Origin of the sequence: Shewanella sp. A32 (genome assembly GCF_029167175.1) — a bacterium.
GTDB classification, from domain to species: domain Bacteria; phylum Pseudomonadota; class Gammaproteobacteria; order Enterobacterales; family Shewanellaceae; genus Shewanella; species Shewanella yunxiaonensis.
Map to the genome: position 1 here is coordinate 72,897 of NZ_JARFTS010000001.1, position 20,885 is coordinate 93,781.

The 20,885-nt window shown below is 47.2% G+C and carries 21 protein-coding genes; 18 read left to right on the plus strand and 3 right to left on the minus strand.

Going from position 1 to position 20,885, the window contains the following annotated elements; translation table 11 throughout:
* Position 1 precedes the first annotated feature (1 nt).
* Entirely contained in the window at positions 2–3,694 is a 3,693-nt protein-coding gene (gene traN / locus PY479_RS00280) for a conjugal transfer protein TraN (protein WP_275482489.1), read from the plus strand.
* A 99-nt stretch (positions 3,695–3,793) separates the two neighbouring features.
* On the opposite strand, the gene PY479_RS00285 is transcribed toward traN, so the two are convergent.
* Entirely contained in the window at positions 3,794–4,834 is a 1,041-nt protein-coding gene (locus PY479_RS00285) for an IS481-like element ISSod13 family transposase (RefSeq protein ID WP_275482490.1), read from the minus strand.
* Positions 4,835–5,157: 323 nt separating this feature from the next.
* Between PY479_RS00285 and PY479_RS00290 the strand changes: the two genes are divergently transcribed.
* From PY479_RS00290 to PY479_RS00300, 3 genes are read left to right on the plus strand one after another with little or no spacing between them, the layout of a single operon-like run.
* Positions 5,158–5,985 carry an AraC family transcriptional regulator gene (locus PY479_RS00290; protein ID WP_275482491.1) on the plus strand — a complete coding sequence of 276 codons (828 nt, stop codon included), beginning with the start codon at positions 5,158–5,160 and terminating at the stop codon, positions 5,983–5,985.
* Positions 5,986–6,019: 34 nt separating this feature from the next.
* Positions 6,020–6,616, plus strand: a complete 597-nt coding sequence (locus PY479_RS00295; protein ID WP_206929422.1) for a LysE family transporter — start codon at positions 6,020–6,022, stop codon at positions 6,614–6,616.
* 15 nt (positions 6,617–6,631) lie between these two features.
* Positions 6,632–7,042, plus strand: a complete 411-nt coding sequence (locus PY479_RS00300; protein WP_206929423.1) for a DUF2000 family protein — start codon at positions 6,632–6,634, stop codon at positions 7,040–7,042.
* 154 nt (positions 7,043–7,196) lie between these two features.
* Here PY479_RS00300 and PY479_RS00305 read toward each other — a convergent pair whose 3' ends face one another.
* Positions 7,197–7,799 (minus strand): hypothetical protein, encoded by a 603-nt coding sequence (locus PY479_RS00305; protein ID WP_275482492.1) that lies wholly within the window; start codon positions 7,797–7,799, stop codon positions 7,197–7,199.
* A gap of 367 nt (positions 7,800–8,166) precedes the next feature.
* On the opposite strand from PY479_RS00305, the gene PY479_RS00310 reads away from it, so the two are divergent.
* The 14 genes from PY479_RS00310 to PY479_RS00375 all read left to right on the plus strand — a co-directional run bounded on the left by PY479_RS00310 (position 8,167) and on the right by PY479_RS00375 (position 19,220).
* A complete protein-coding gene (locus tag PY479_RS00310; protein ID WP_275482493.1) occupies positions 8,167–8,493 on the plus strand; it encodes a plasmid-related protein in 327 nt (108 codons plus the stop codon).
* Positions 8,494–8,508: 15 nt separating this feature from the next.
* Positions 8,509–8,928 carry a single-stranded DNA-binding protein gene (gene ssb, locus PY479_RS00315; RefSeq protein ID WP_275482494.1) on the plus strand — a complete coding sequence of 140 codons (420 nt, stop codon included), beginning with the start codon at positions 8,509–8,511 and terminating at the stop codon, positions 8,926–8,928.
* A 79-nt stretch (positions 8,929–9,007) separates the two neighbouring features.
* Positions 9,008–9,826 carry a phage recombination protein Bet gene (gene bet / locus PY479_RS00320; protein ID WP_000414662.1) on the plus strand — a complete coding sequence of 273 codons (819 nt, stop codon included), beginning with the start codon at positions 9,008–9,010 and terminating at the stop codon, positions 9,824–9,826.
* An 81-nt stretch (positions 9,827–9,907) separates the two neighbouring features.
* Positions 9,908–10,051, plus strand: coding sequence for a hypothetical protein (locus PY479_RS00325; RefSeq protein ID WP_015066581.1), 144 nt, complete (start codon positions 9,908–9,910; stop codon positions 10,049–10,051).
* Between the two features lie 60 nt (positions 10,052–10,111).
* Positions 10,112–11,128, plus strand: coding sequence for a lambda-exonuclease family protein (locus PY479_RS00330; RefSeq protein WP_275482495.1), 1,017 nt, complete (start codon positions 10,112–10,114; stop codon positions 11,126–11,128).
* Positions 11,129–11,337: 209 nt separating this feature from the next.
* The gene (locus tag PY479_RS00335; protein ID WP_025441439.1) at positions 11,338–12,297 is read left to right on the plus strand and encodes an AAA family ATPase; all 960 of its coding nucleotides are present in this window, start codon (positions 11,338–11,340) and stop codon (positions 12,295–12,297) included.
* Positions 12,297–13,064, plus strand: a complete 768-nt coding sequence (locus PY479_RS00340; protein WP_275482496.1) for a hypothetical protein — start codon at positions 12,297–12,299, stop codon at positions 13,062–13,064. Before PY479_RS00335 ends, PY479_RS00340 begins: the two co-directional genes overlap by 1 nt.
* A gap of 98 nt (positions 13,065–13,162) precedes the next feature.
* Complete coding sequence (locus tag PY479_RS00345; RefSeq protein ID WP_169666748.1) at positions 13,163–14,116, plus strand: DUF3150 domain-containing protein; 954 nt, start codon at positions 13,163–13,165, stop codon at positions 14,114–14,116.
* 61 nt (positions 14,117–14,177) lie between these two features.
* A complete protein-coding gene (locus PY479_RS00350) occupies positions 14,178–14,618 on the plus strand; it encodes a hypothetical protein (RefSeq protein WP_170355911.1) in 441 nt (146 codons plus the stop codon).
* A gap of 69 nt (positions 14,619–14,687) precedes the next feature.
* A complete protein-coding gene (locus PY479_RS00355) occupies positions 14,688–16,343 on the plus strand; it encodes a VWA domain-containing protein (RefSeq protein WP_275482497.1) in 1,656 nt (551 codons plus the stop codon).
* Between the two features lie 83 nt (positions 16,344–16,426).
* On the plus strand, positions 16,427–16,924 hold the full coding sequence (gene radC / locus PY479_RS00360; protein ID WP_234609249.1) for a DNA repair protein RadC: 498 nt from the start codon (positions 16,427–16,429) through the stop codon (positions 16,922–16,924).
* A complete protein-coding gene (locus PY479_RS00365; protein ID WP_275482498.1) occupies positions 16,924–17,265 on the plus strand; it encodes a plasmid-related protein in 342 nt (113 codons plus the stop codon). Before radC ends, PY479_RS00365 begins: the two co-directional genes overlap by 1 nt.
* Before the next feature lie 91 nt (positions 17,266–17,356).
* Positions 17,357–18,424 carry a primase-helicase zinc-binding domain-containing protein gene (locus PY479_RS00370; RefSeq protein ID WP_275482499.1) on the plus strand — a complete coding sequence of 356 codons (1,068 nt, stop codon included), beginning with the start codon at positions 17,357–17,359 and terminating at the stop codon, positions 18,422–18,424.
* Positions 18,425–18,512: 88 nt separating this feature from the next.
* Positions 18,513–19,220, plus strand: coding sequence for a hypothetical protein (locus PY479_RS00375; protein ID WP_275482500.1), 708 nt, complete (start codon positions 18,513–18,515; stop codon positions 19,218–19,220).
* Between the two features lie 429 nt (positions 19,221–19,649).
* Here PY479_RS00375 and hmpA read toward each other — a convergent pair whose 3' ends face one another.
* Positions 19,650–20,834 carry an NO-inducible flavohemoprotein gene (hmpA, locus tag PY479_RS00380; RefSeq protein WP_275482501.1) on the minus strand — a complete coding sequence of 395 codons (1,185 nt, stop codon included), beginning with the start codon at positions 20,832–20,834 and terminating at the stop codon, positions 19,650–19,652.
* Positions 20,835–20,885 lie beyond the last annotated feature (51 nt).

Consider the following 20,885-nt stretch of genomic DNA (forward strand, 5'->3'; position numbering starts at 1 on the left):
CATGAAACCAACACTTTTTACCCGAGTTTTAGCGGGTATTTTATCAATCACTATGGCGTGCTTGCCCTTACATGGTGTGGCCGCTGATGTGCAGCGCCAATCCGGCCTAAGCGGACAACAAGAAGGTAAGCAATTACTGCAAAACTGGACGATGCCCGCACTTAACGGCAATACGTTGTCGGTGCCGAATGGCAGTGGTAATGAGACGATTAACTTGCAAGAGCTTTTCCCTGGTATGGATCAGGGCTCATTGGATGTCTTAACGGGCGTTTATGGCTCTGATGCCAGTATGAATCAATTGGGGACACAGCGCCAAGAGAGCATGGCATCCGAAAGTGGCGCTACGGGTGAAGCATTTCGTTCGCTACAGCAAATCAAAGACAGGTCTCGGCCAGATATGGTCAATGATCCGCTTTGGGCATTAACTGATGCGGTTCAAACTGACCCCAATCTATTAACACAAAGCTTCCCAGGCTGTGAGTCTCAAGGTGAAGGTAGCCCAAATTACCAGCAATGCGACAGGCTCAATACAGCGGTTAACAGCTGCACTATTACTCACGATTACACGGCAGGCATTATTGAGCATGTTTCAGGACCAATGAACCTTCGCTCTTGTGGAGAGGGATGTCTTGAAGTTTGGATTGGACGAATTGGCGACAACTACTGGAGTGGCCGTTGTAAAGTGTTTGAACAGGCCATCACACTCAAAGTCGTGAACCCCGATGCGATTACCTCAGCCGTACTTGAGTACGCAAAATGGGATGACTACATGCAAGTGTGGCTTGGCGATCAGAAAGTCTGGTCTGGGCCGAACAATAACTTTCCACCAGAAACGGCAGGTCGCTGCGAGCTCAGTACCAGTTGGGAGCGCAATCCAAATACCGATCTCACTGCCAAGCTAAAAGCGGTAGAACCAGGTTTAGAAGTGCCGGTAAAAATTCGCGTATCGGTTACGGGCAGTGGTGAGGGGTATGCACGCATCAAGGTGCGTTTTGATCCAACCAAGGTGGTGATGAATGATAGTTGGTCACCACAGTCCTGTATCGAACAAGCAGCGGATATCCCGACGAAGTTTTCAGACTACAGCATTCAATGCACGGATCAGCCGTCTTCAACCAACGGATGTACGGTGGTCAATGGTGTTTCAGTTTGTGAACCCTACTTTGCCCCAAGCCCTGTGGCTGGCATATCGCCTTTGTGTCGGCGTGTACAAGTGAGTGTGGATGACGAAAGCTATAAGGGGATTGAAAATCAGGCCTGCCATGTGCTTGAAGCGAACCCTTCCTGTGGCTTCATGTCGTCAGAATGTGCCGAGACCAATGATAAAGGTGAATGCATTCGTTTTACCGATACCTATGACTGTGGATTGCAAACCAGCGATCCAAAGTGCGTGGTATCCAATCTTATGCCGAGTAGTTTTGAAGCCTGTGAGCCTACTCAGACGATTACGCCATTTACTGAAACCAAGCATGTACCGGATTACCAGGTGTGCGAGAAGATCAGCACGCTTACTCAGTGTCAGTTAGAGCGACGTGTATCCGCTGAAACCCATCAACAAAGCTGGTCCATTGAGCGTGGTTGCTTTAGCTCCGAAACGCTCAGTTTTGTTCCACAGCACAGCAGTACTATGCAAACTGGGAACGCGATACTGAGAATTTTTGATAATCAAAATACTGAGATAAAAATTACCGAGTCGCCATCCAAGGCAAATGGTTGGAAAACGACACTCTCACTGACGGGCAATAAGGAAACGGTGACTGAGACGAAACCGTCCATTAAATACCCTGAAATGACCTGTCCAAAAGGAACCTTGGTTGGCTCATTGTGCAAGGTCGTTAATGGGTCGATTATTTCGTGGCATGAACCGCAGGAAGTCACGCGTTCCAGATGTGAGTCCGGCTGGAACAAAGTCGATTTCGATACTTGCAGCCGAGAAGTTCAGAAGTGTTTGGCTCCTGCGAAACTGAGCGCTTCATTGGCCTTCTCTGGCAAATACTTAGAGCAAGACGTTGTTCATCAATCAAGTGATCCGGGCATAGACCAATGCTTGATGCAAACGGATCAGTTTACTGCGGTTCAGTGGCGGTGTTTGGATACGGGCACAAAACGAATCGACGGGTTAACGGTTGGTAGTGGCGAGTTGGCCAATCTGGGAAGCCTTTATCCGGCGGTTGTTTCGTCTCCTGCTCATTTAACCAGTCGCGGCAGTTCTGATGGACTGGGGCTCTCATGCTGGAGGGCAAGAGCGACCTACAATGCTTCGACTTCTCATCCAGAGTTCAACATGGGCAGCTCAGATAGCTGGGTAGATGCCAATGGTAATACACAAACCATCGTTAATAACGGACAAAACACGACCACCAATACGTGTGCCGCGCTGGAGCAAAACCTGGCCTGCCAGTACGTCAGAACCGAATGCACTGAAGGCGGGGCTGGTCATGAAGGCTTCTGCTATATCCAAAGTTTGGTGTATGACTGCGGACAAAGCGTTGAAGTGCAAAATGCACGAATGGAAACTCAATACAACTGTGAGGGGCCAGTTCGCTGTATGGGCACAGATTGTTTAGAGCCAGAGTCAATCAAGCAGGCTAACTTTGCAGAAGCCGCAGCGATGCTTAATGCGGCGCAGTTTATGACCAATGATATGTCATGTACGGGAGCTGATGGCCAAGATAACGTCGAGTGTACGGTCTTTAAAGGTAATGCTGGCCAGTGCAAAAAAGCCGTTGGTGGCATAGTGGATTGCTGTGAAAAGCCAAGTGGCGTGTCGTTATCGGATTACATCACGATGATAGTGGCGGTTAACAAGCTTGATACGGCAGTCATGGCCATGAATCCGTCTTCGGCAATCTATGGTTCGTGGAATACGCTCAGGGAACCAATCACCAGTACCTGGAGTGCGGTTAAAGAGCCTTTTGTGTCTGCATGGGACTCTCTCATGGGGGCTGGGCCATCAACGGCTGCTGGCGCGGGAGCGGAGCAAGCTGCGACTGGCTTTATGCAGGTGTTGACCAACAAGACGGCTGAGTGGGTAGGCACGACCTTTGGTTCGGGGGCGCAATCGGCACTGTTTAGTAACGTTGGTGGCGCAGTTGGAGCCGATGGTGTCGTTTCGGGTGGTAACTTTGCGCTGGGTGGCGCTGCGGGCGCGGTTCTGAGTACGGTTATGACGGCCTACATGATTTACTCAGTCACCATGATCCTCATTCAGCTTATCTGGAAATGTGAGCAGAGTGAGTTTGAAATGAACGCTAAGCGGGTATTGAAGAGTTGCCACTATGTAGGTTCTTACTGCAAGTCTAGGTTCTTAGGTGCCTGTGTTGAAAAACGGCAGTCATATTGCTGCTTTACTTCGCCACTTTCACGGATCATTCAAGAACAAGTACGTCCTCAATTGGGTCTTGGTTGGGGCAGTGCCAAGTCACCAAACTGTGAAGGTTTGACCGCGAGTCAGTTAAACCAGGTAGATTGGAGCCAAGTCAATCTGGATGAATGGATAGGTATCTTGTCGATCACGGGCAACCTACCCGAAGTACCGTCACTGGATCTGGAAAGACTCACAGGCTCAGGAAGTACGCTAAACGTTGATGGAAACCGTCAAAGTGCCGCAGACAGAGCTATTGAAAGGCTAAACGGAATGGATGCTCAGAAATTACGCCAGGAGGCGACGGAAGAAATTTCGGGGAATAATTGAGCACGTCCTTCTAAAATAGCTGCGCCAATAATGTTCCATATTGTGTACTAGCTCAGACTTGATCTGACAGTTACCAGTTTTGTGCTGGTGTCTGTCAGATTAGATTCGAGTCAGATTCTTTTCTGCCCAAATCCGTTTCCCATCAATCAATGTGTCAACTGGCGTTCTGCCGTTGCACATTTTGCCCTGATGAGTGCGTTCATTGTTGTAGTAAGACAGCCACTCGTCCAGATCTTTTTGCAGCTCCTCCAGCGTTTGGTACAGCTTTTTGCGGAAGGTCACCTGATAAAACTCGTTCAGGAACGTCTTATGAAACCGCTCGCAGATGCCGTTGGTTTGTGGCGACATCGCTTTGGTTTTCGTGTGGTCGATATCATTAATCGCCAAATAAAGCTGGTAATCATGGTGCTCGACCTTGCCGCAATACTCTGTGCCACGGTCAGTTAAAATACGCAGCACTGGCAACTGCTGTGACTCATAAAACGGCAATACTTTATCGTTCAATAAGTCTGCTGCGGTGATAGGTGTTTTCGTGGTGTAGAGCTTACAGTGCGCGACTTTGCAGTACGTATCGACATAGGTTTGCTGATAGATACGACCAACGCCCTTGAGGTTTCCGACATAAAACGTGTCTTGCGACCCAAGGTAGCCTGGGTGCGCGGTTTCAATCTCACCACAGGCTTCATCGTCGTGTTTTTTACGCTCAAGTGCCGCAATCTGTTCATCGGTAAGCTGAATTCCATCGCGAGCAACCTTGGCTTCTAAGGCTTTCAGGCGCTTCTTAAAGTTCTCTAAATCGTGTCTCAACCAGATTGAACGGACGCCACTGCCAGACACAAACACGCCTTTTTTGCGAAGTTCATTGCTGGTTCTGTGCTGGCCGTGAGCCGGAAATTCAATTGCATAATCCATCACTGCTTGTTCAACAGCTTCTTCGACACGGTTCTTGATATTTGGACTTCTGCGACTTTTTTCGATCAGCGCATCAACACCGCCATCGTCCACCAAATCGCGGTAACGATAAAACGTATCACGAGACACACCCATCACTTTGCAGGCTCTGGAAACGTTGCTCAGTTCCTCGGCCAGATTGAGTAAACCAGTCTTGTGTTTGATGATTGGATTGTTACTATGGAGCATGAGAGTTACCTTTTTTGTTTTGATTAAGGATTCGACACCCACAATCAAAACTGGTAACTCTCACCTTTTCAAGGCGATATGTCAGATCAAGTCGAGACTAATTCACATATTGGTTACTTTAATGTGCTTTTCCGCTTTAAAGTAACCATTTTTGCACTTTGTGATCACAGATCGAACATATTTCAGCTAACGCGCTTTTGCCCCAAAGCTTGCTAGAGAGCAAAAAGTAACTGCTATGCATTTAGCAATTTTGTTCTATCTTCACTATCACTTGCTACCTATACTTTCATTATGTTTCCACTATGTAGATTGAGTCGGTCAGAATGCATGAACAATTTAGCTATCAACAAAGTGCGCACACGCTAGGGTTGTTTTCATTTTCAGCAAAGATGAAAGACTTTAGTTACGGTAAGCATGCGCATGAAGAATTCAGTATTGGTGTAACTTGCCGTGGACGACAGGATTTTTTTAGCAATGGTGCTTTTCATAAAAGTCAGGCAGGAAACGTAATCTTTTTTAGTCCAGAGCAGGTTCATGATGGGCATGCTGGAGATGGAAAAGATATGGAGTATGAAATGCTCTACATACCTGATTCTATAATGATGAGCCTGATGCAAAGCATAGGTAATGTATCTAAGGATCAGTCTCGGCTGAGAGAGGCATCCTTTTATGATCTGATTTTGCAACGACAGGTTATGTCTTTTTCACGTTCTATGAACTCAGAACAACCACTTTCTTCATTAGAGGAAGAACACCTCTTACTAGGCATTGCCCATTCGATAGTTCGTCTAGGTGGCGGTTCGTTTATTGAGAAAGTGGTTCATGGGCGAACAGAGATGCTCTTAGAGCGAGCAAAGGAGTTTATTCACTTCAACCTTAATCGAAAGATAGACATTGAAGAGATATCAAGTGCCGCCAATATGTCTAAATATCATTTCATTCGACTGTTTAGTAAACAGTTTGGCATGACGCCACACCAGTATGTACTTAGCAATAAAATCAACCGTGTAAAACGCGAGTTAGAGTTAGGTGACAACGCTGCGAATATTGCTTTTAAGTACGGTTTTTCCGACTTAAGCCATCTTAATCGTAACTTTAAGAACACGTTTGGCATCACGCCGACTCAATACCAAAAACAACTCTCGCTTTAGCTTCAACTAAAGCATCGACTAAAAGATAAAAACTATGCTGGACATAATTATTTATGCTCTAGGGGTCATGTATACCCCTGGGCCAGTCAATGCTATCTGTTTAAACAGTGGTATACAGAAACAAAGTTCAATATTTGGCTTTAGTCTCGGTGTCTCAATCGCCATGTTTGCATTATTCGGTACTGTTTCGCTGATTGGTGAGGCATTAATGAATGATGCTTTCTTACGATGGACGGCAATATTGGGCGCTATCTACATTCTTTGGTTGGCATACAAAATATTCTTCAGCCGAGTAGGTAAAGTTGAATCAGAGCCAAGCCAAAGCATGAGTCTGCAAGACGGTTTGATGCTTCAGCTGCTCAATCCCAAAGGCATTACGGTTGCATTGCCTATTGCCACCGTTCAATTCCCATCAGCAGGTATTACAGGCGGATATATCTATGTATGGTGCGCTATTTTGGCACTACTTGCGTTTGGTGCTCCTACTGCTTACTACATTGCTGGACGCCTAATTGGCAAAAAGATAAACGAAACTAACTATCTGGCTGTAATGAACAAACTAATGGCAGTGTTGTTGCTGTTTGTTGGTTTAAAGATGGGTGTACCACCTGTCATTGATTTAGTGTTCTGATTAATAAGAGGTTATATGCAATTTGATTCTAAGTTTGTCATTGTTGTGGCAGAGGATTTACCAATCTGGCAGAAATTGAATGTTGTCAGTTTTTTGTCTGGTAGTATCACTTCAACATCAGCGGTTGAGACTGGTGAACGATATGTAGATGGGAGTGACAACACCTACTTACCGCTTTGTATTCAGCCAACAATCGTACTAAAAGTGAAGAGAAATAAGTTGCCTACTTTTATCCAACGCGCTAATCGCGCAAATATTGAAACCGCAATATTTATCGAAGATATGTTCGCGACAGGTCATGATGAAGCGAATCGAAGTACCGTTCGATACTATGATACGGAAAGCTTGCCTTTGGTCGGTATTGCTATGTGCGCGGAGAAAAAAATAGTGGATAAAGTTGTCAAAGGTGCGAAGCTTCACGACTAGGTTTTAAGTAAGCTACACCTTTAACAATCCTAAGTCAGGGTGAGGAGTCAGAGGTAAGTCTGACTCACTTATGTCCAAAACTGTGTTTCAAAATCCACAACACTAAATTTCAATAGCCCCTTCAAGAGGGGCAGTGTGATGGGAGCCTAGCTGGCTAGTTGGAGGGGGTATCTGTTTCCTCTTCAGTGATATCGTCATCGGTTGACGGCACCGCTTGTTCAACTTCTGCTTCTTTACCCTTAGCTTGGGCTGATTTTCGTGCTCGAATTTCGATATCAATAATGCGCCGAGCCAGTTTGATGATGCGCTGTTGCCATGCGTAGTTACCATCAACACGTTGCTTGTTGCTAAGCACGCTAGACAACCAGAGTGTGTCCATTGAGATCATCAACGCATCGAGTTTGCGAACTAAGCCGACAAACTGGCCAACCTGGGGCGAGCTTATTTTTGCGTTGAAGGTTATCGGGTCGGTGTAGTCAGGTACTTCATCGATGCCGTTGGACTCCATCAGTTTGTCCAAACGAGCTTGTTCTTTGTCTACCGCTTTAGCGCAATCCTCGATCAACTGGCTAATGATTTGTTCCACTTCATCAATTTCGTTTTCATCGCCAATGATGCGCAGGATGACATCGATTCCGTAAAGCGCACTGACCGTCCGTCTAAAAACACGGTCAACGACACGTTGCGCCTGTAAGCTATTAATTGTGAATGATTGTTCAAAGATGGGTTTTGAGTAATTGGGTTTTGCTTGGGCCATAAGTTTGCTCCTGATATGACAATAATCAGCCCCTAGCCTAATCCTCTGTGCGGTAATGGCCTTTCAGCTAGGTGGAAGAATTGAGCATCTTTCTAACTATCCTGTCTGGATAAGACGGTTACACTGACTATCAAATATTGCTGATCTGTTTCAGTGATATCTACGCCTGAGAGCATGAGCTCAAAGGAAGCCCGCCGCTGAGAATTCTCAGTGGTACTAAGAGGTAGCTAGCCTCCTTAAACAAATAGCCTGCATGTTTTTACATGCTCAACCATGCGTTCCTTATGGTTCGCCTTTTCACCACCCAACTGGGGGAGTTTTCCCCAGTTGGGGGTGACTCCTTCAAAATCAACATAAGGAGTCACCAATGGAATATATCTTCGGATTTATTATCCAAATCGCAGGCGTTATGTTGCTTGCAAAACTGAGCTGGTCGCTTTTGCGATTGCTTGCTCGTCAATGCGTGCGCCCGTTTCGATTTGTACTTATTCAAATCAAACGATTGCTCACACCAACATCAAAACGTCGTCCAATGGCAGTGCCTAAAGCTCCTGGTATGCCCCGTTTGACATCTGCGTTTTACAAAGAGCCACATCAGTACGACATGGCTTTACTCGAAATACCAACCTATCTGCGTCGTCAGTCTTCTTTGCCCAGTCGGGTAGAAGCGACCGTGTGCACAGAGTTCAACTAAGACGAGGAGAACATCATGAAAAACCAAGTAACACTCATAGGCTACGTTGGCTCTGAGCCAGAGACGCGAGCCTATCCATCAGGTGATTTGGTGACCAGCATTTCGCTGGCCACTTCTGAGAAATGGCGCGACCGTCAATCCAATGAGCTCAAAGAGCATACGGAATGGCATCGGGTCGTTTTTCGAGATCGTGGTGGATTTAAGTTAGGGCTAAGGGCAAAAGATTTAATCCAAAAAGGAGCGAAGCTTTTTGTTCAAGGGCCTCAGCGCACGCGCTCATGGGAGAAAGATGGCATTAAGCATCGATTGACCGAAGTGGACGCGGACGAGTTTCTGCTTCTTGATAATGTGAACAGAGCATCTGAGCCATCACCGGCGGATGATGCAGGCTCCCAAACTAATTGGGCACAAACTTATCCTGAACCAGATTTTTAACCGAGCAAAAACGCTTTAACCCAGCCGGGAGTACTTTCCCGTCAGGGTCAGACTCCCACTTTGATTGTCGGAGTCCACAATGGAAAAACCAAAGCTAATCCAACGCTTTGCTGAGCGCTTTAGTGTCGATCCAAACAAACTGTTCGATACCCTAAAAGCAACAGCATTCAAGCAACGTGACGGTAGTGCACCGACCAATGAGCAGATGATGGCGCTCTTGGTGGTTGCAGATCAGTACGGCTTGAACCCTTTCACCAAAGAGATTTTTGCGTTCCCTGATAAGCAAGCTGGAATTATTCCAGTGGTAGGTGTCGATGGATGGTCTCGCATCATCAATCAACACGACCAGTTTGATGGCATGGAGTTTAAGACTTCAGAAAACAAAGTCTCACTGGATGGCGCGAAAGAATGCCCGGAATGGATGGAATGCATCATCTACCGGCGCGACCGTTCGCACCCAGTCAAAATCACTGAATACCTGGATGAAGTCTATCGACCGCCTTTTGAAGGTAACGGCAAAAATGGCCCTTACCGGGTAGATGGTCCATGGCAGACGCACACTAAGCGAATGCTAAGACATAAATCCATGATCCAGTGTTCCCGCATTGCGTTTGGCTTTGTGGGAATTTTCGATCAAGACGAAGCAGAGCGAATTATCGAAGGCCAAGCAACACACGTTGTTGAGCCATCGGTGATTCCACCCGAGCAAGTTGATGATCGAACCCGAGGGCTTGTTTACAAGCTTATCGAGCGGGCGGAAGCTTCAAACGCTTGGAATAGTGCATTGGAATATGCCAATGAACATTTTCAAGGTGTTGAGCTGACGTTTGCGAAACAAGAAATATTTAATGCACAGCAACAAGCAGCCAAAGCGCTCACACAGCCTTTAGCTTCTTAGCGCCACGCATTCATTTTACTAACCCTGGCGGGATTATTCTCCCGTCAGGGGGAAGGTCTCGTCTTTTTTTGGAGATCTTCCATGACTAAATCAGCCTCACTTTTTCGCTTGGTATTGGTTGTTGCCCTTGTCTTAGGTTCGATTCAAGCCGGTAAAGCGGCAATTGATTCGGTTCAAGCAAGTGTTGTTCAGCACCAAACAGCGTTAGCACAAGCTGCAAAGTAACCACTTAACCCTGAAGGGGAATTCTCTCCTTCGGGGGAGTCTCCCCTCAAAGGAGACAATATGAAGGTTATCGACCTATCACAACGTACTCCTGCATGGCACCAGTGGCGCATTGCAGGGGTTACGGCATCTGAAGCCCCAATTATTATGGGGCGTTCACCCTACAAAACACCTTGGCGATTATGGGCAGAAAAAACTGGATTCGTATTACCGGAGGACCTGTCTAATAATCCTAATGTGCTTCGCGGTATACGGTTGGAGCCTCAAGCAAGGCGAGCATTTGAGAATGCACATAATGACTTTCTTCTGCCGTTATGTGCAGAAGCCGATCATAACGCAATCTTTCGAGCCAGCTTTGATGGCATCAACGATGCGGGAGAACCCGTTGAACTGAAATGTCCTTGCCAGTCAGTTTTTGAGGATGTGCAAGCGCATCGAGAACAAAGCGAGGCGTACCAGTTGTATTGGGTGCAGGTACAGCATCAAATACTGGTCGCCAATAGCACGCGTGGTTGGTTGGTTTTCTATTTTGAGGATCAACTGATTGAGTTTGAAATACAACGAGACGCGGCGTTCTTAACTGAGTTGCAAGAAACAGCGCTTCAGTTTTGGGAGTTAGTACAGACCAAAAAAGAACCGTCAAAATGCCCAGAGCAAGATTGTTTTGTTCCCAAGGGTGAAGCTCAATACAGCTGGACATCGTTGTCTCGCCAGTATTGCTCAGCACATGCCGAAGTGGTCCGACTGGAAAATCACATCAAATCTTTGAAAGAAGAAATGCGAGACGCTCAGTCAAAATTGGTCGCTATGATGGGTAACTACGCTCATGCCGACTATGCTGGGGTCAAACTCAGTCGCTACATGATGGCGGGCACGGTGGACTATAAGCAATTGGCCACCGATAAGTTAGGCGAGCTGGACGATCAGGTTTTAGCTGCTTACCGAAAAGCGCCACAAGAGCGGTTGCGTATAAGCATCAATAAGCCAGAGCAGCCCGTTGAAACACCAATCAAAATCAGCCTTGAGCAAGAGATCTTGGTTCTGCCAGGTGACTCGCCGAGCTCATTTTACTTTTAACGTTCACTTGGAGCCGATTTCGGCTCCTTTCTCATGCACTTACATCGAGTGCATCAGAAAGCAGTTTCACTCGTAGCCAATGCTGGGTACGAATGATAGAGCGAGCTGAACTCTTACATACACAGCCATACCACAATCAACACACCACCCGACGGGGACTTCATTCCCTGTTGGGGCATGGGGCCTCGTCAAAACAGATGAGGTTTACCATGACTGAACAATCTCCATTTTTGGTTCAAGTGAATCAAGCGTTTAATGTCCCGGCTCCTGATGCTTTCGTTCTGGAAGGATTTAGTGCCGACACTACCCATCCAAACATTCCCGTTCGCAAGGACGAGTATGTTTTTAGAAAAGAAGACTTACGTGACATATTGGCGTTTTTGTCTAACCCAGACGGTGACGGTTTGTATATTACAGGCCCCACTGGATGCGGTAAGACCTCGCTAATTTGCCAAGTTGCTTCTCGATTGAATTGGCCTGTTCAGCAAATTACTGCGCATGGTCGATTGGAGTTGTCCGATCTTATCGGTCACCACACGCTGGTTAATGGCAACATGACTTTTGTGTATGGACCGCTGGCACTGGCTGTCAAGCATGGCCATTTGCTGATCATTAATGAAATGGATCTTGCTGAGCCTGCTGAACTGGCTGGGCTCAATGACATTTTGGAAGGTGCCCCGTTGGTCATCGCACAAAATGGCGGAGAGATCATCATGCCACATACCAAGTTTCGTTTTATCGCTACCGGCAACAGTGCGGGCAGCGGTGACCAAACGGGCTTGTATCAAGGTGTGCTCCAACAGAATTTGGCTTTCCTTGATCGCTTTAGAATCATTGAAGCGACCTATGCAGAGCCATCTGTAGAAGAAGCCATTCTGGAGAACGTTGCGCCGGGCTTGCCAGAAGTCTTTCGCCAAAAAATGGTGAAAGTAGCTGGTGACATTCGTCGTCTTTTTATTGGGGGCGCGGATGGCGGTGCAGAACTCAGTATCACCATGTCCACTCGGACCTTGGTGCGCTGGGCAAAGCTAACACTTGCTTTTAAAGGCGCTCCTAACGCAGTGGAGTATGCGCTGGTTCGGTCTTTGACGGCTCGTGCTGAGTTGGAGCAACGTGAAGCCATTCATCGTATTGCTGCTGATGTCTTCGGTGACCATTGGGAGGATTGATGATGGAAAAGTGCTTTGCTCTTTACCGTTACAGTCATTCTGATGGGACAGCCAAAGAATGGGCCATTTACGTTGGATTAGATACCCAGGTGATTGAAGTTCGGTTTGGAAAAGCCGGTCAATTGTCACAGCAGCGATTGATTGACTCGACTCATCCTAACGCTGAAGCAGACCGACGAATCAACGAGAAAATCAACAAGGGTTATCGATTGGTTGGACAAATCGGCATTGATCATCAAGGACGGCCATTTGAACTCTCAAATGCGCTAGATAGTGTCGCGTGCGCCAATAACGTCAGTTGGGAGTTTCGTACTCGCAAGGACGTCAATGGCCAAATATCGCTGGCGCAAAAAGCGTTGTTCGATATGGCAAAGCTGCTTGAAGCCTATGGCTTGGCTGTCATTGGTGATAACCAGGTCAGGATTGGAGAATGGTCATTAGGGTTTTGCAAAAGCGGATTACCTAGTACCAATCAAATCAGCATGGTGTCAGGTGAAGGCGCTGGCATTGTTAACACGGATGATGGCCCGTGGCCATTGTTGCTGTTACTGGCCTTTAAGCGTCAATTACCACCACTGTGTTTGCTCACAGTAGCGAGTCCTGAAGGGATAGAAGTATCCGACCAACTGAAGTTGGAAAAAGATGTATTGCGGTTGCTAGGCAGTGATTTAGAGCGGGTTCGCCCGATAGCTGAAGCACTGGACTTAATGCCTGTGAAAATCGATCTCAACCAATCGTCGCCTGATTCGCAAAATTACTATTTCTGATAGTGATGTTGCCATTAGCGCGTCAACTACTACCACCCAAACGGGGGCCATTGCTCCTGTTGGGAGTGGTGCGTCCCCATCTTACATGAGGATGCACTATGAGTATTCAAACCCTCGACAAACTCTTGATTTGTCACATCGACTGTTCCATCTGGAGCGGTAGAAAAAAACTAAGGCCTGAAGATTTCAGATTAGCCAATGGCAGCCAACTTCCACCGAAGGATGTTGCCAGCTTAGGGAGTAAAAAAATTTGCGCCCCAGAGGCATTGGCGAACTTTGAAAGGCTTAAGAAAGAAGCGCAGCGCTTGTGTGAGCAAGTCGGTGTGCGGTTTTTAGGTGGCTATGCCGTCCCTGAAGACCGAATTGATCAGATTGTTCCAGAGCTTGACCGGATCGGTCAGGAGTTTGCGCAGTGCAAGCAGTTGTTCTTGGACAACTATGATCAGGTGACGTTTGACTGGGTTGCAAAACACCCGGAATTTGCAGATGCAATCCGGCGTGCGCTGTCACCCATCGAAGACGTGGAACAACGGCTTCAGTTCGATTATGCCATTTATCGAATGCAACCAGCTGAACAAGCTGGTGGCTTAGATGACAAGGTCAATGGTATGGGACACACCCTCTTTAGGGAGGTGGCTCGTGATGCCAATGAACTGTTTGAGCGTTCCGTTGCAGGTAAGAATCAAATCAGCCAGCGAGCCCTTAATCCTCTCAAGCGATTAAGAGACAAGTTGGATGGTTTGTCATTCCTGGATCACCGAGTTCAGCCAATGGTTGAAGCGATGGACAATTTATTTGTTCGTCTGCCGAAGACCGGCCCTGTGACAGACAATCTCTATCACGAACTGATGGCGACCATTTTAATTTTGTCTGATCCAGACAAGATGAGAATGCACGGTGAAGGTCAATTGGATATCAGACAACTGATGCCCAAACCTGAACCTAAACCCGTACAGCCGGTATCTGCTCAGGCAGATAACTTACGTGCAATACCCCAACCAACCGTCAGACCAAACCTTGGTTCGACTGTACCAAACTCATTTTATTTTTAACGTCCTTGAGGGCATGTTGCCCTGAAGGGCGCATGTCCTCTTAACTATGTAAGAGGAAATTATGCAATCAACCATCCATAACCCCAGCCAACTGAAGCAGTTTGAAGCACATTTTCGTGGTGTGACTGATGCGGTTGAAAGTGAATCGATACCAGAAGTGGCGTGTTGTCGAACGTTAGTACAACGGTCGTACTCAACACATAGTGTCGTGATCCCAAAGAACCCTGTGCTGATCGCAGATGCGGACGCACAAGGAGCTTGGGTAACGGCCATGGTGTTTGTTCCAAACATGGCATTGAAGCAAACCGCTTTTGAGCGGGCTTGGCTGCAATATCAACAGGAGGTGTCTACTCAGTTACAAGACCAGTATGGTCTGACATTGGATGACATCCTGAGTTTAGACCAGCTTAAAACGTCATTTGAGCAGCACGAGAGTCCAGCTCAATTGGTGGCTTGGTTAGGTCAAAAATACGACCTGGATAAGCTAAAAGCACAGGTTTAAACATCCACATTCCCAGCGGGGAAACGCTCCCGCTGAGGGAGTATTCCCCCTAATGATTAGGAGACTCCCATGAATCATCCATTAAAAAACGCACTGCCAATCGTTGCCGCCGCTTATGGCGAAAAGTTTGGTGTGAAGGTGCTTATTCAAGGACAAGATGCGTTTACCGATGGTGAGCGGATTGTGATTCCAACAGCAAACCCAGACGACCCACACTATCAACAGATAGCTTGGGGTTATCTGGCTCATGAAGCGGCGCATATTCGGCATACCAATTTTGACATGGTGCAGAAGGCGTCGTCCAAGCCGATCCGTAAGGCACTTCTCAATATCATTGAGGACGTTCGCATTGAAAACGAATTGGCAAAGGATTACCCCGGAACCCGGCGCAGTATTTCGCAAGTGATTGAGTACATGGTGGACACACAGCAAATGTGTGTACCTGAACAGCTTGAGCCTGCATCTAACTTGCAAGCCTGGTTGTTGTTTCGCTTGAGATGCCACTTTCTGGGTCAGAAAGCGCTGACGCCATTGTACCAAGCGGTTGATGAAAGAGTGAGACAACTCTTTCCTGCCGCAGCAATGAGCCGGTTAAGCGCCATGCTGACGGCAGTGCCTAGCCTGGCCTCTACAGGTGAAGTGCTGAAACTTGTCGATGCCATCGTTGCCATGTTGGAAGAAGAATCTCGTCCACCACAGGATGAGTCGGATGCTGATAGCGGTAATGACATTGGACAAGATGCGAGTAATGACAGCAATAGCAGTAGTGACAGTCAAACCCCGGAAACTGGTTCGTCTGCAACAGGGGATGCTGCTGAATCGGGTGATTCTGATAACGCTGATCAAGCTGACAATTTGCGACAAGCCCTAGAGGCCAGTGCCGCTCACTTTGAACTCGATACCTTTGCCCAAGTGGCAGAAGTGTTGTCGGAACAAGCTGAAGGACATCAGGGCGTCACTCCACTCAGTTTGCCCCAAGCAGAGCAAGCTATGTTGGGTGATGAGGCCATCTTGACCTTATCGGCGTCTGAGTCTGCTCAAATTCGAGCCCGGCTTAGAGGTATGGTTCAGTCCAGTCAGGACAATCGGAATCATGCCAAACGGCACGGTCTTCGAGTTGCAACCCATCGTCTTGCCGCCTCACAAGCAGGTGAATCGAGATTGTTTATTCAAAGGCAGCCGCGCATTGCGCCCAATGCTGCTGTGCACTTGCTGGTCGATATATCGGGCTCAATGGGTAAGCCCATTGGTGAAGGTAATCGCAAGTACTTTCATGTTGCCAATGAAGCCGCTTTGGCTTTGGCCATGGCACTGGAAGGCATACCGGGTGTTGTACCTGCGGTCAGTTATTTTCCTGGTATTCATCAGGAAGTTTCTATCGCGTTATTGCCCAAGCAATCGGTTCGACATCGGGCCGCCTGTTTTGACCAAAAACCACGAGGTTGTACGCCTATGGCACAAGCAATGTGGTTTGCGGCAAACAGTTTGTTAGCGCAAAAACAGAAGCGAAAGCTAATGATAGTGCTAACGGATGGTGACCCAGATGATTGGGCTGCCACGCATGACATTGTTGACCGGTGCAGACGCAGTGGCTTTGAGCTGCTGGGGATCGGGATTCAAACACGCAGTGTTGAGAAATTCTTTCCTCAAAGCATTGTGATTAATGACGTCAAAGATCTAAAGCGTGAGTTATTCGAAGTAACACAACAACTGTTAATTCAGTAACCACATCAATTTTACCACCCTGCGGGGACGATTCCGTCCCCGTCTGGGCATGGGTTCGTCTCCGCTTTTTTTTGGAGACTCCTATGAAAAACAGAAAGTTCTTAGCTGGCGAAGAAGCCGGTTCTTACATCGTTCCTGAGCAAGTGACTGAAGCGGATATCTTAGATATGGCGCTTAAACTTGCCCGTGGTCGATTGAGTAAAGGTCGCAAAATTGAACAGCCATCATCGGCGTTCTCATACCTGCAAACTCTGATGCACGAGTATGAGCACGAAGTCTTTGGCGTACTGTTTCTTGATACAAAGCATCGCGTCATTCGATTTGAAGAGCTATTCAAAGGTACTTTAGATGCGGCAAGCGTGTATCCAAGGGAAGTAACAAAACGAGCGCTAGAACTTAATGCAGCAGCAGTGATACTGGTTCATAACCATCCATCGGGTGATCCTGAACCCAGTGAAGCTGATAAACGCATCACTCATCGACTCCGTGACGCCTTGTCACTTGTTGATATTCGAACGCTTGACCATGTCGTGGTCGCATCCGAGGGCTGCGTTTCGCTTGCCGAACGCGGTTATCTTTAATGAATGGGCGCATTGCCCATTCTCCTACATCACAAAAGCAGTCCCATCAGCACACATCAGCACAGCTCGAATTTCTATTTGAGTTTGATGATGCCCCAGTCACTTGGTCTGACACGGAAATCTGGCAGTTACGCGAAGGCATTCTATTGGATGCGATCCGTGTATTGCTGGACGGTCGTGTCAGTACTCGGTTGCGCAAGGATGTGTTGTCGTGGATTCAAAATGACGAAATAGCGCCATTTTGCTTTCGTGTTTGCGCGATGGCTGCCGTTGTCGATCCTGATGTGCTCCGTGATTCCATCATGTGGCTATTAAGACGACATGGTATCCAGCTTTACTAACGCTCCTGTATTAACCGTAAGGCTAATGCAGGACCTAAGCTGACTTTTACCACCTGTGTTAGGAGTCGGCATTTTTTTTTAAGGAGGTTATATGGCGTTACCTTTACAGATTGAAACAGTGAGGCCATATCTTAATGGCCAATGGCTTCAAATACTGGCGGCGTTGGTGCCAGAACTTGATGCCGCTATTGCTCGAAAAGGCCGTCATGTGGCTTGTCCTGTTCATGGCGGTCGTGATGGCTTTAGGCTGTTCAAAGATGCTGAATATACCGGTGGTGGCGTTTGTAATACCTGCGGTATCTTTCATGATGGCTTTGAACTGTTGTCTTGGATTAATGGGTGGAACTTTGCTCAGTCTATTGAAGCAATTGGCCAAGTTCTAGGTATTCAACCCGGACAAGTACCAACTCGGGCAATACCGAATAACGCTGTTGACTGGAAGACTAAAAAGCAGGTAGAGGACAAAGCGATTTTCCATCGTTTGAATCAAACCTGGGGAGAAACGTTATCTCTTGCAGATACTCGTGCGCAACCTGTTTGGAACTACTTGCATCGTCGTGGCATTGTGACGCGGCTTCGTCCTGAATGGGATTCGGTGCTGAGGTTTCATCCAAGCTTGCCTTACCATGATGAAGATGGTCTGTTTATCGATAGCTACCCAGCGCTGCTAGGTAAAATCGTTACTCAGCAAGGGCGTTCGGCCACGTTTCATCGGATCTACCTAAGTGAAGATGGATTCAAAGCGCCGGTTGAAAAGCCTAAAAAGATGATGCCGATACCAAGTGACAGAACAATCACAGGTGGTGCCATTCCGATAGGTGAGCCTGGTGAAGTACTAGGTGTTTCTGAAGGTATAGAAACGGCCCTAGCGGTAACCAGAGCAACGGGGCAAACATGTTGGTCGGTTGTGAATGCAACGCTACTGGCTAGGTTTGAACCACCAAGTAATGTGAAAATGCTGTACATCTGGGCAGACCACGATCTCTCTGAGACCGGCCTGAATGCAGCGAATGAACTCAGGAAAAAAACCTGGCAAAAAGGCATTCTGTCACAAGTCTTGATCCCTCCGATACCAACGTCACTCGGCGTGAAAAGTTGGGATTGGAATGATGTGCTGAATGTTTACGGTGCCATGGGCTTTCCGAAAGTTCATATCTGATCCAAGGGGCTTCGGCCCCTTTTTTTGCGCCTTGCATATTTGAAAAAACATGGAGAATGAAAAATAGATAACCAATAGGAGAACAAACATGATGGTATTAACCCTGTTAACAAAGCAGATTGATGATGAGTTTACGGTTTACTGGAAGACCGGCCTTCGAAGAGGTGGTGAGCTAAAGGTCGATTTAGGTGAGCAATACGACACGCTACCTGAGCAGCAAAAGCCAATTGCAGCTGAGCTCTATGCGATTCATCACCTACTGTCAGTGAAAGAGGTGATGGGGAGTAACCGAAGCGGCAATGGGCTTCAAATCCGAGTCAGTAAAGGAGCCATCAAAAAGTTACAGAAACAACGCTCAACTCAGCATTCACTTTACAGCCTGACCAGGTTCTTGCTCACTCGTTACCAGGAAGCACAGATATCGGTGGAAAAACGGGAAGAATGGCTCTCTCATTCCTTCGAAGAATACTGCGTCGATACTGCTACCGTGAGAGAAATCGATGAGGTAATAAATGTTCCGAACATTGGACCTGTCGTGGTGACTCGTCATGCACTGGAACGGTTTGTGGAACGGCTTTCAGACGGTGCTCCTAAGCATCCTTGGAAGGCTTTGTGCTCAAAGCTGCTATGCCCAAGGCTAACTAAAACCCAGTTACCAGAAAGCGTCACTTTCCAAAAAGCAAAAAAATATGCACAGGAGGCCGAGTTCTGGCAATACATGGGGAGCAAGATGTACTTTGTTATGGTTCCAAGTGGCTCAATTAAAACTTTGGTTACGGTTTTTGCAGTTAAGTGAGCTAATGTAGTATTCGCACTTCATGAATATCACTTATGTGCCAAAAGCTGGCCTTCAGCGTAACTCGTTTCTGCCCCATTCCTTGTTTCGGCGTCGTTCGCTGATAGCTACCGAGTCATGGTTGATGACCAAATTTTTGTAATGCTACAGAGGTGGCTACTTTGACTGTGGCAATTCAGTCGCTAGCAGAGTGTGAGGAGCTGTATTTTGAGGATTTCGAAAGTATCTAATTTTCTCGGGCCTTACCAGATTGACCGAATTTTAGTAATGCTACAAAGTGACTAGTTGATAAATGGCGATTCACCGTGGCAAGCCCGTTCGACTCGAATACAAAAAGACGCCCAACTAATTTAGTTAAGCGTCTTGTTATGTTTGAGCTGCTTTATAATGTTAAAAAGGGACTGCTCATGCTCCCTTTGGCTAAATGGTTTATACGCCGCCAGAACCAAAAGCTTCCGCGAAAATTTGCGTTTCTGGTACACCGTGGGCTTTTAACTCTGAAAGATAATGACGCATAAACGCAGCAGGACCGCACAGGTAATACTCTGCATCATGTGGTGCTTCAGGTAGGACATCGGTTAACGCAAATGGTGCGGGGCGGGCATGTTGATCCTGTGCGTCAGTTTGATCATAGAAGTAATGTACTTTTGCCCCGTTTTCGGCCAATGAATCGCTGACGTCTCTAAACGCATGTACATGACGGTTACGCGCTGAATGTACGAAATGGATATCACGCTTACCTTGTTGTGCCAACGTACGACTAATAGCAATCATTGGTGTAATACCGACACCTCCGCTGAGCAATACTACCGGACGTTCGGAAGATTGTTGTAGGACGAATTCGCCTGCTGGCGCAGATAACTCAACAATCTGCCCCACATCATATTGGCTGTGCAGCAGATTGGAAACTTTGCCTTCGGGTGAGGTTTCTCCGGCACCTTGGCGTTTAACTGAAATACGCAGTGCACTACCACCGGCAATGTCTGACAAGCTGTATTGGCGAGGTTGGAAAATCCCTAACTCTTCAACATATACTCGGACGCTAATATACTGGCCGGGTTGATAGTTCGGCAGACGGCCTCCATCAATAGGTTGCAGATAGAAAGATGTTATTTCGTCACTTTCAGGCTGTTTGCGCACGATACGGAAGGGTTTCCAGCCACTCCAACCACCAGTGTTATCAACACTTTGCTGATAAAGCGTATTTTCCAACCCAATAAACAATTGTGCTAATTCGCCATAGGCTGCCGCCCAAGCATCAATCAATTCGGCGGAGGCCGCGTCGCCGAGGACTTCTTGAATACTGGCCAATAAATGTTTGCCAACAATCGCATAGTGCTCAGCGCGAATACCTAAGCTCACATGTTTATGGGCAATACGTTCGACCACAGGGAGTAATACTGAGGGATCATCGATATGTTGAGCGTAGGCTAGCACGGCACCTGCCAGTGCTTGTTGTTGACGACCGGCGCTCTGATGCCCCTGATTGAAGATGTGTTTTAGTTCGGGATTATGGCTTAGCATCCGTTGATAGAAATGGCTTGTTAAGGCGACACCGCTGCTTTGTAATACTGGTATTGTCGCGCGAACCAAAGCTTTTTGCTGTTCATTCATAAACTTCAACTCCTGAAAATGAAAATGCAATCACCGAGATGTGATGCCAAA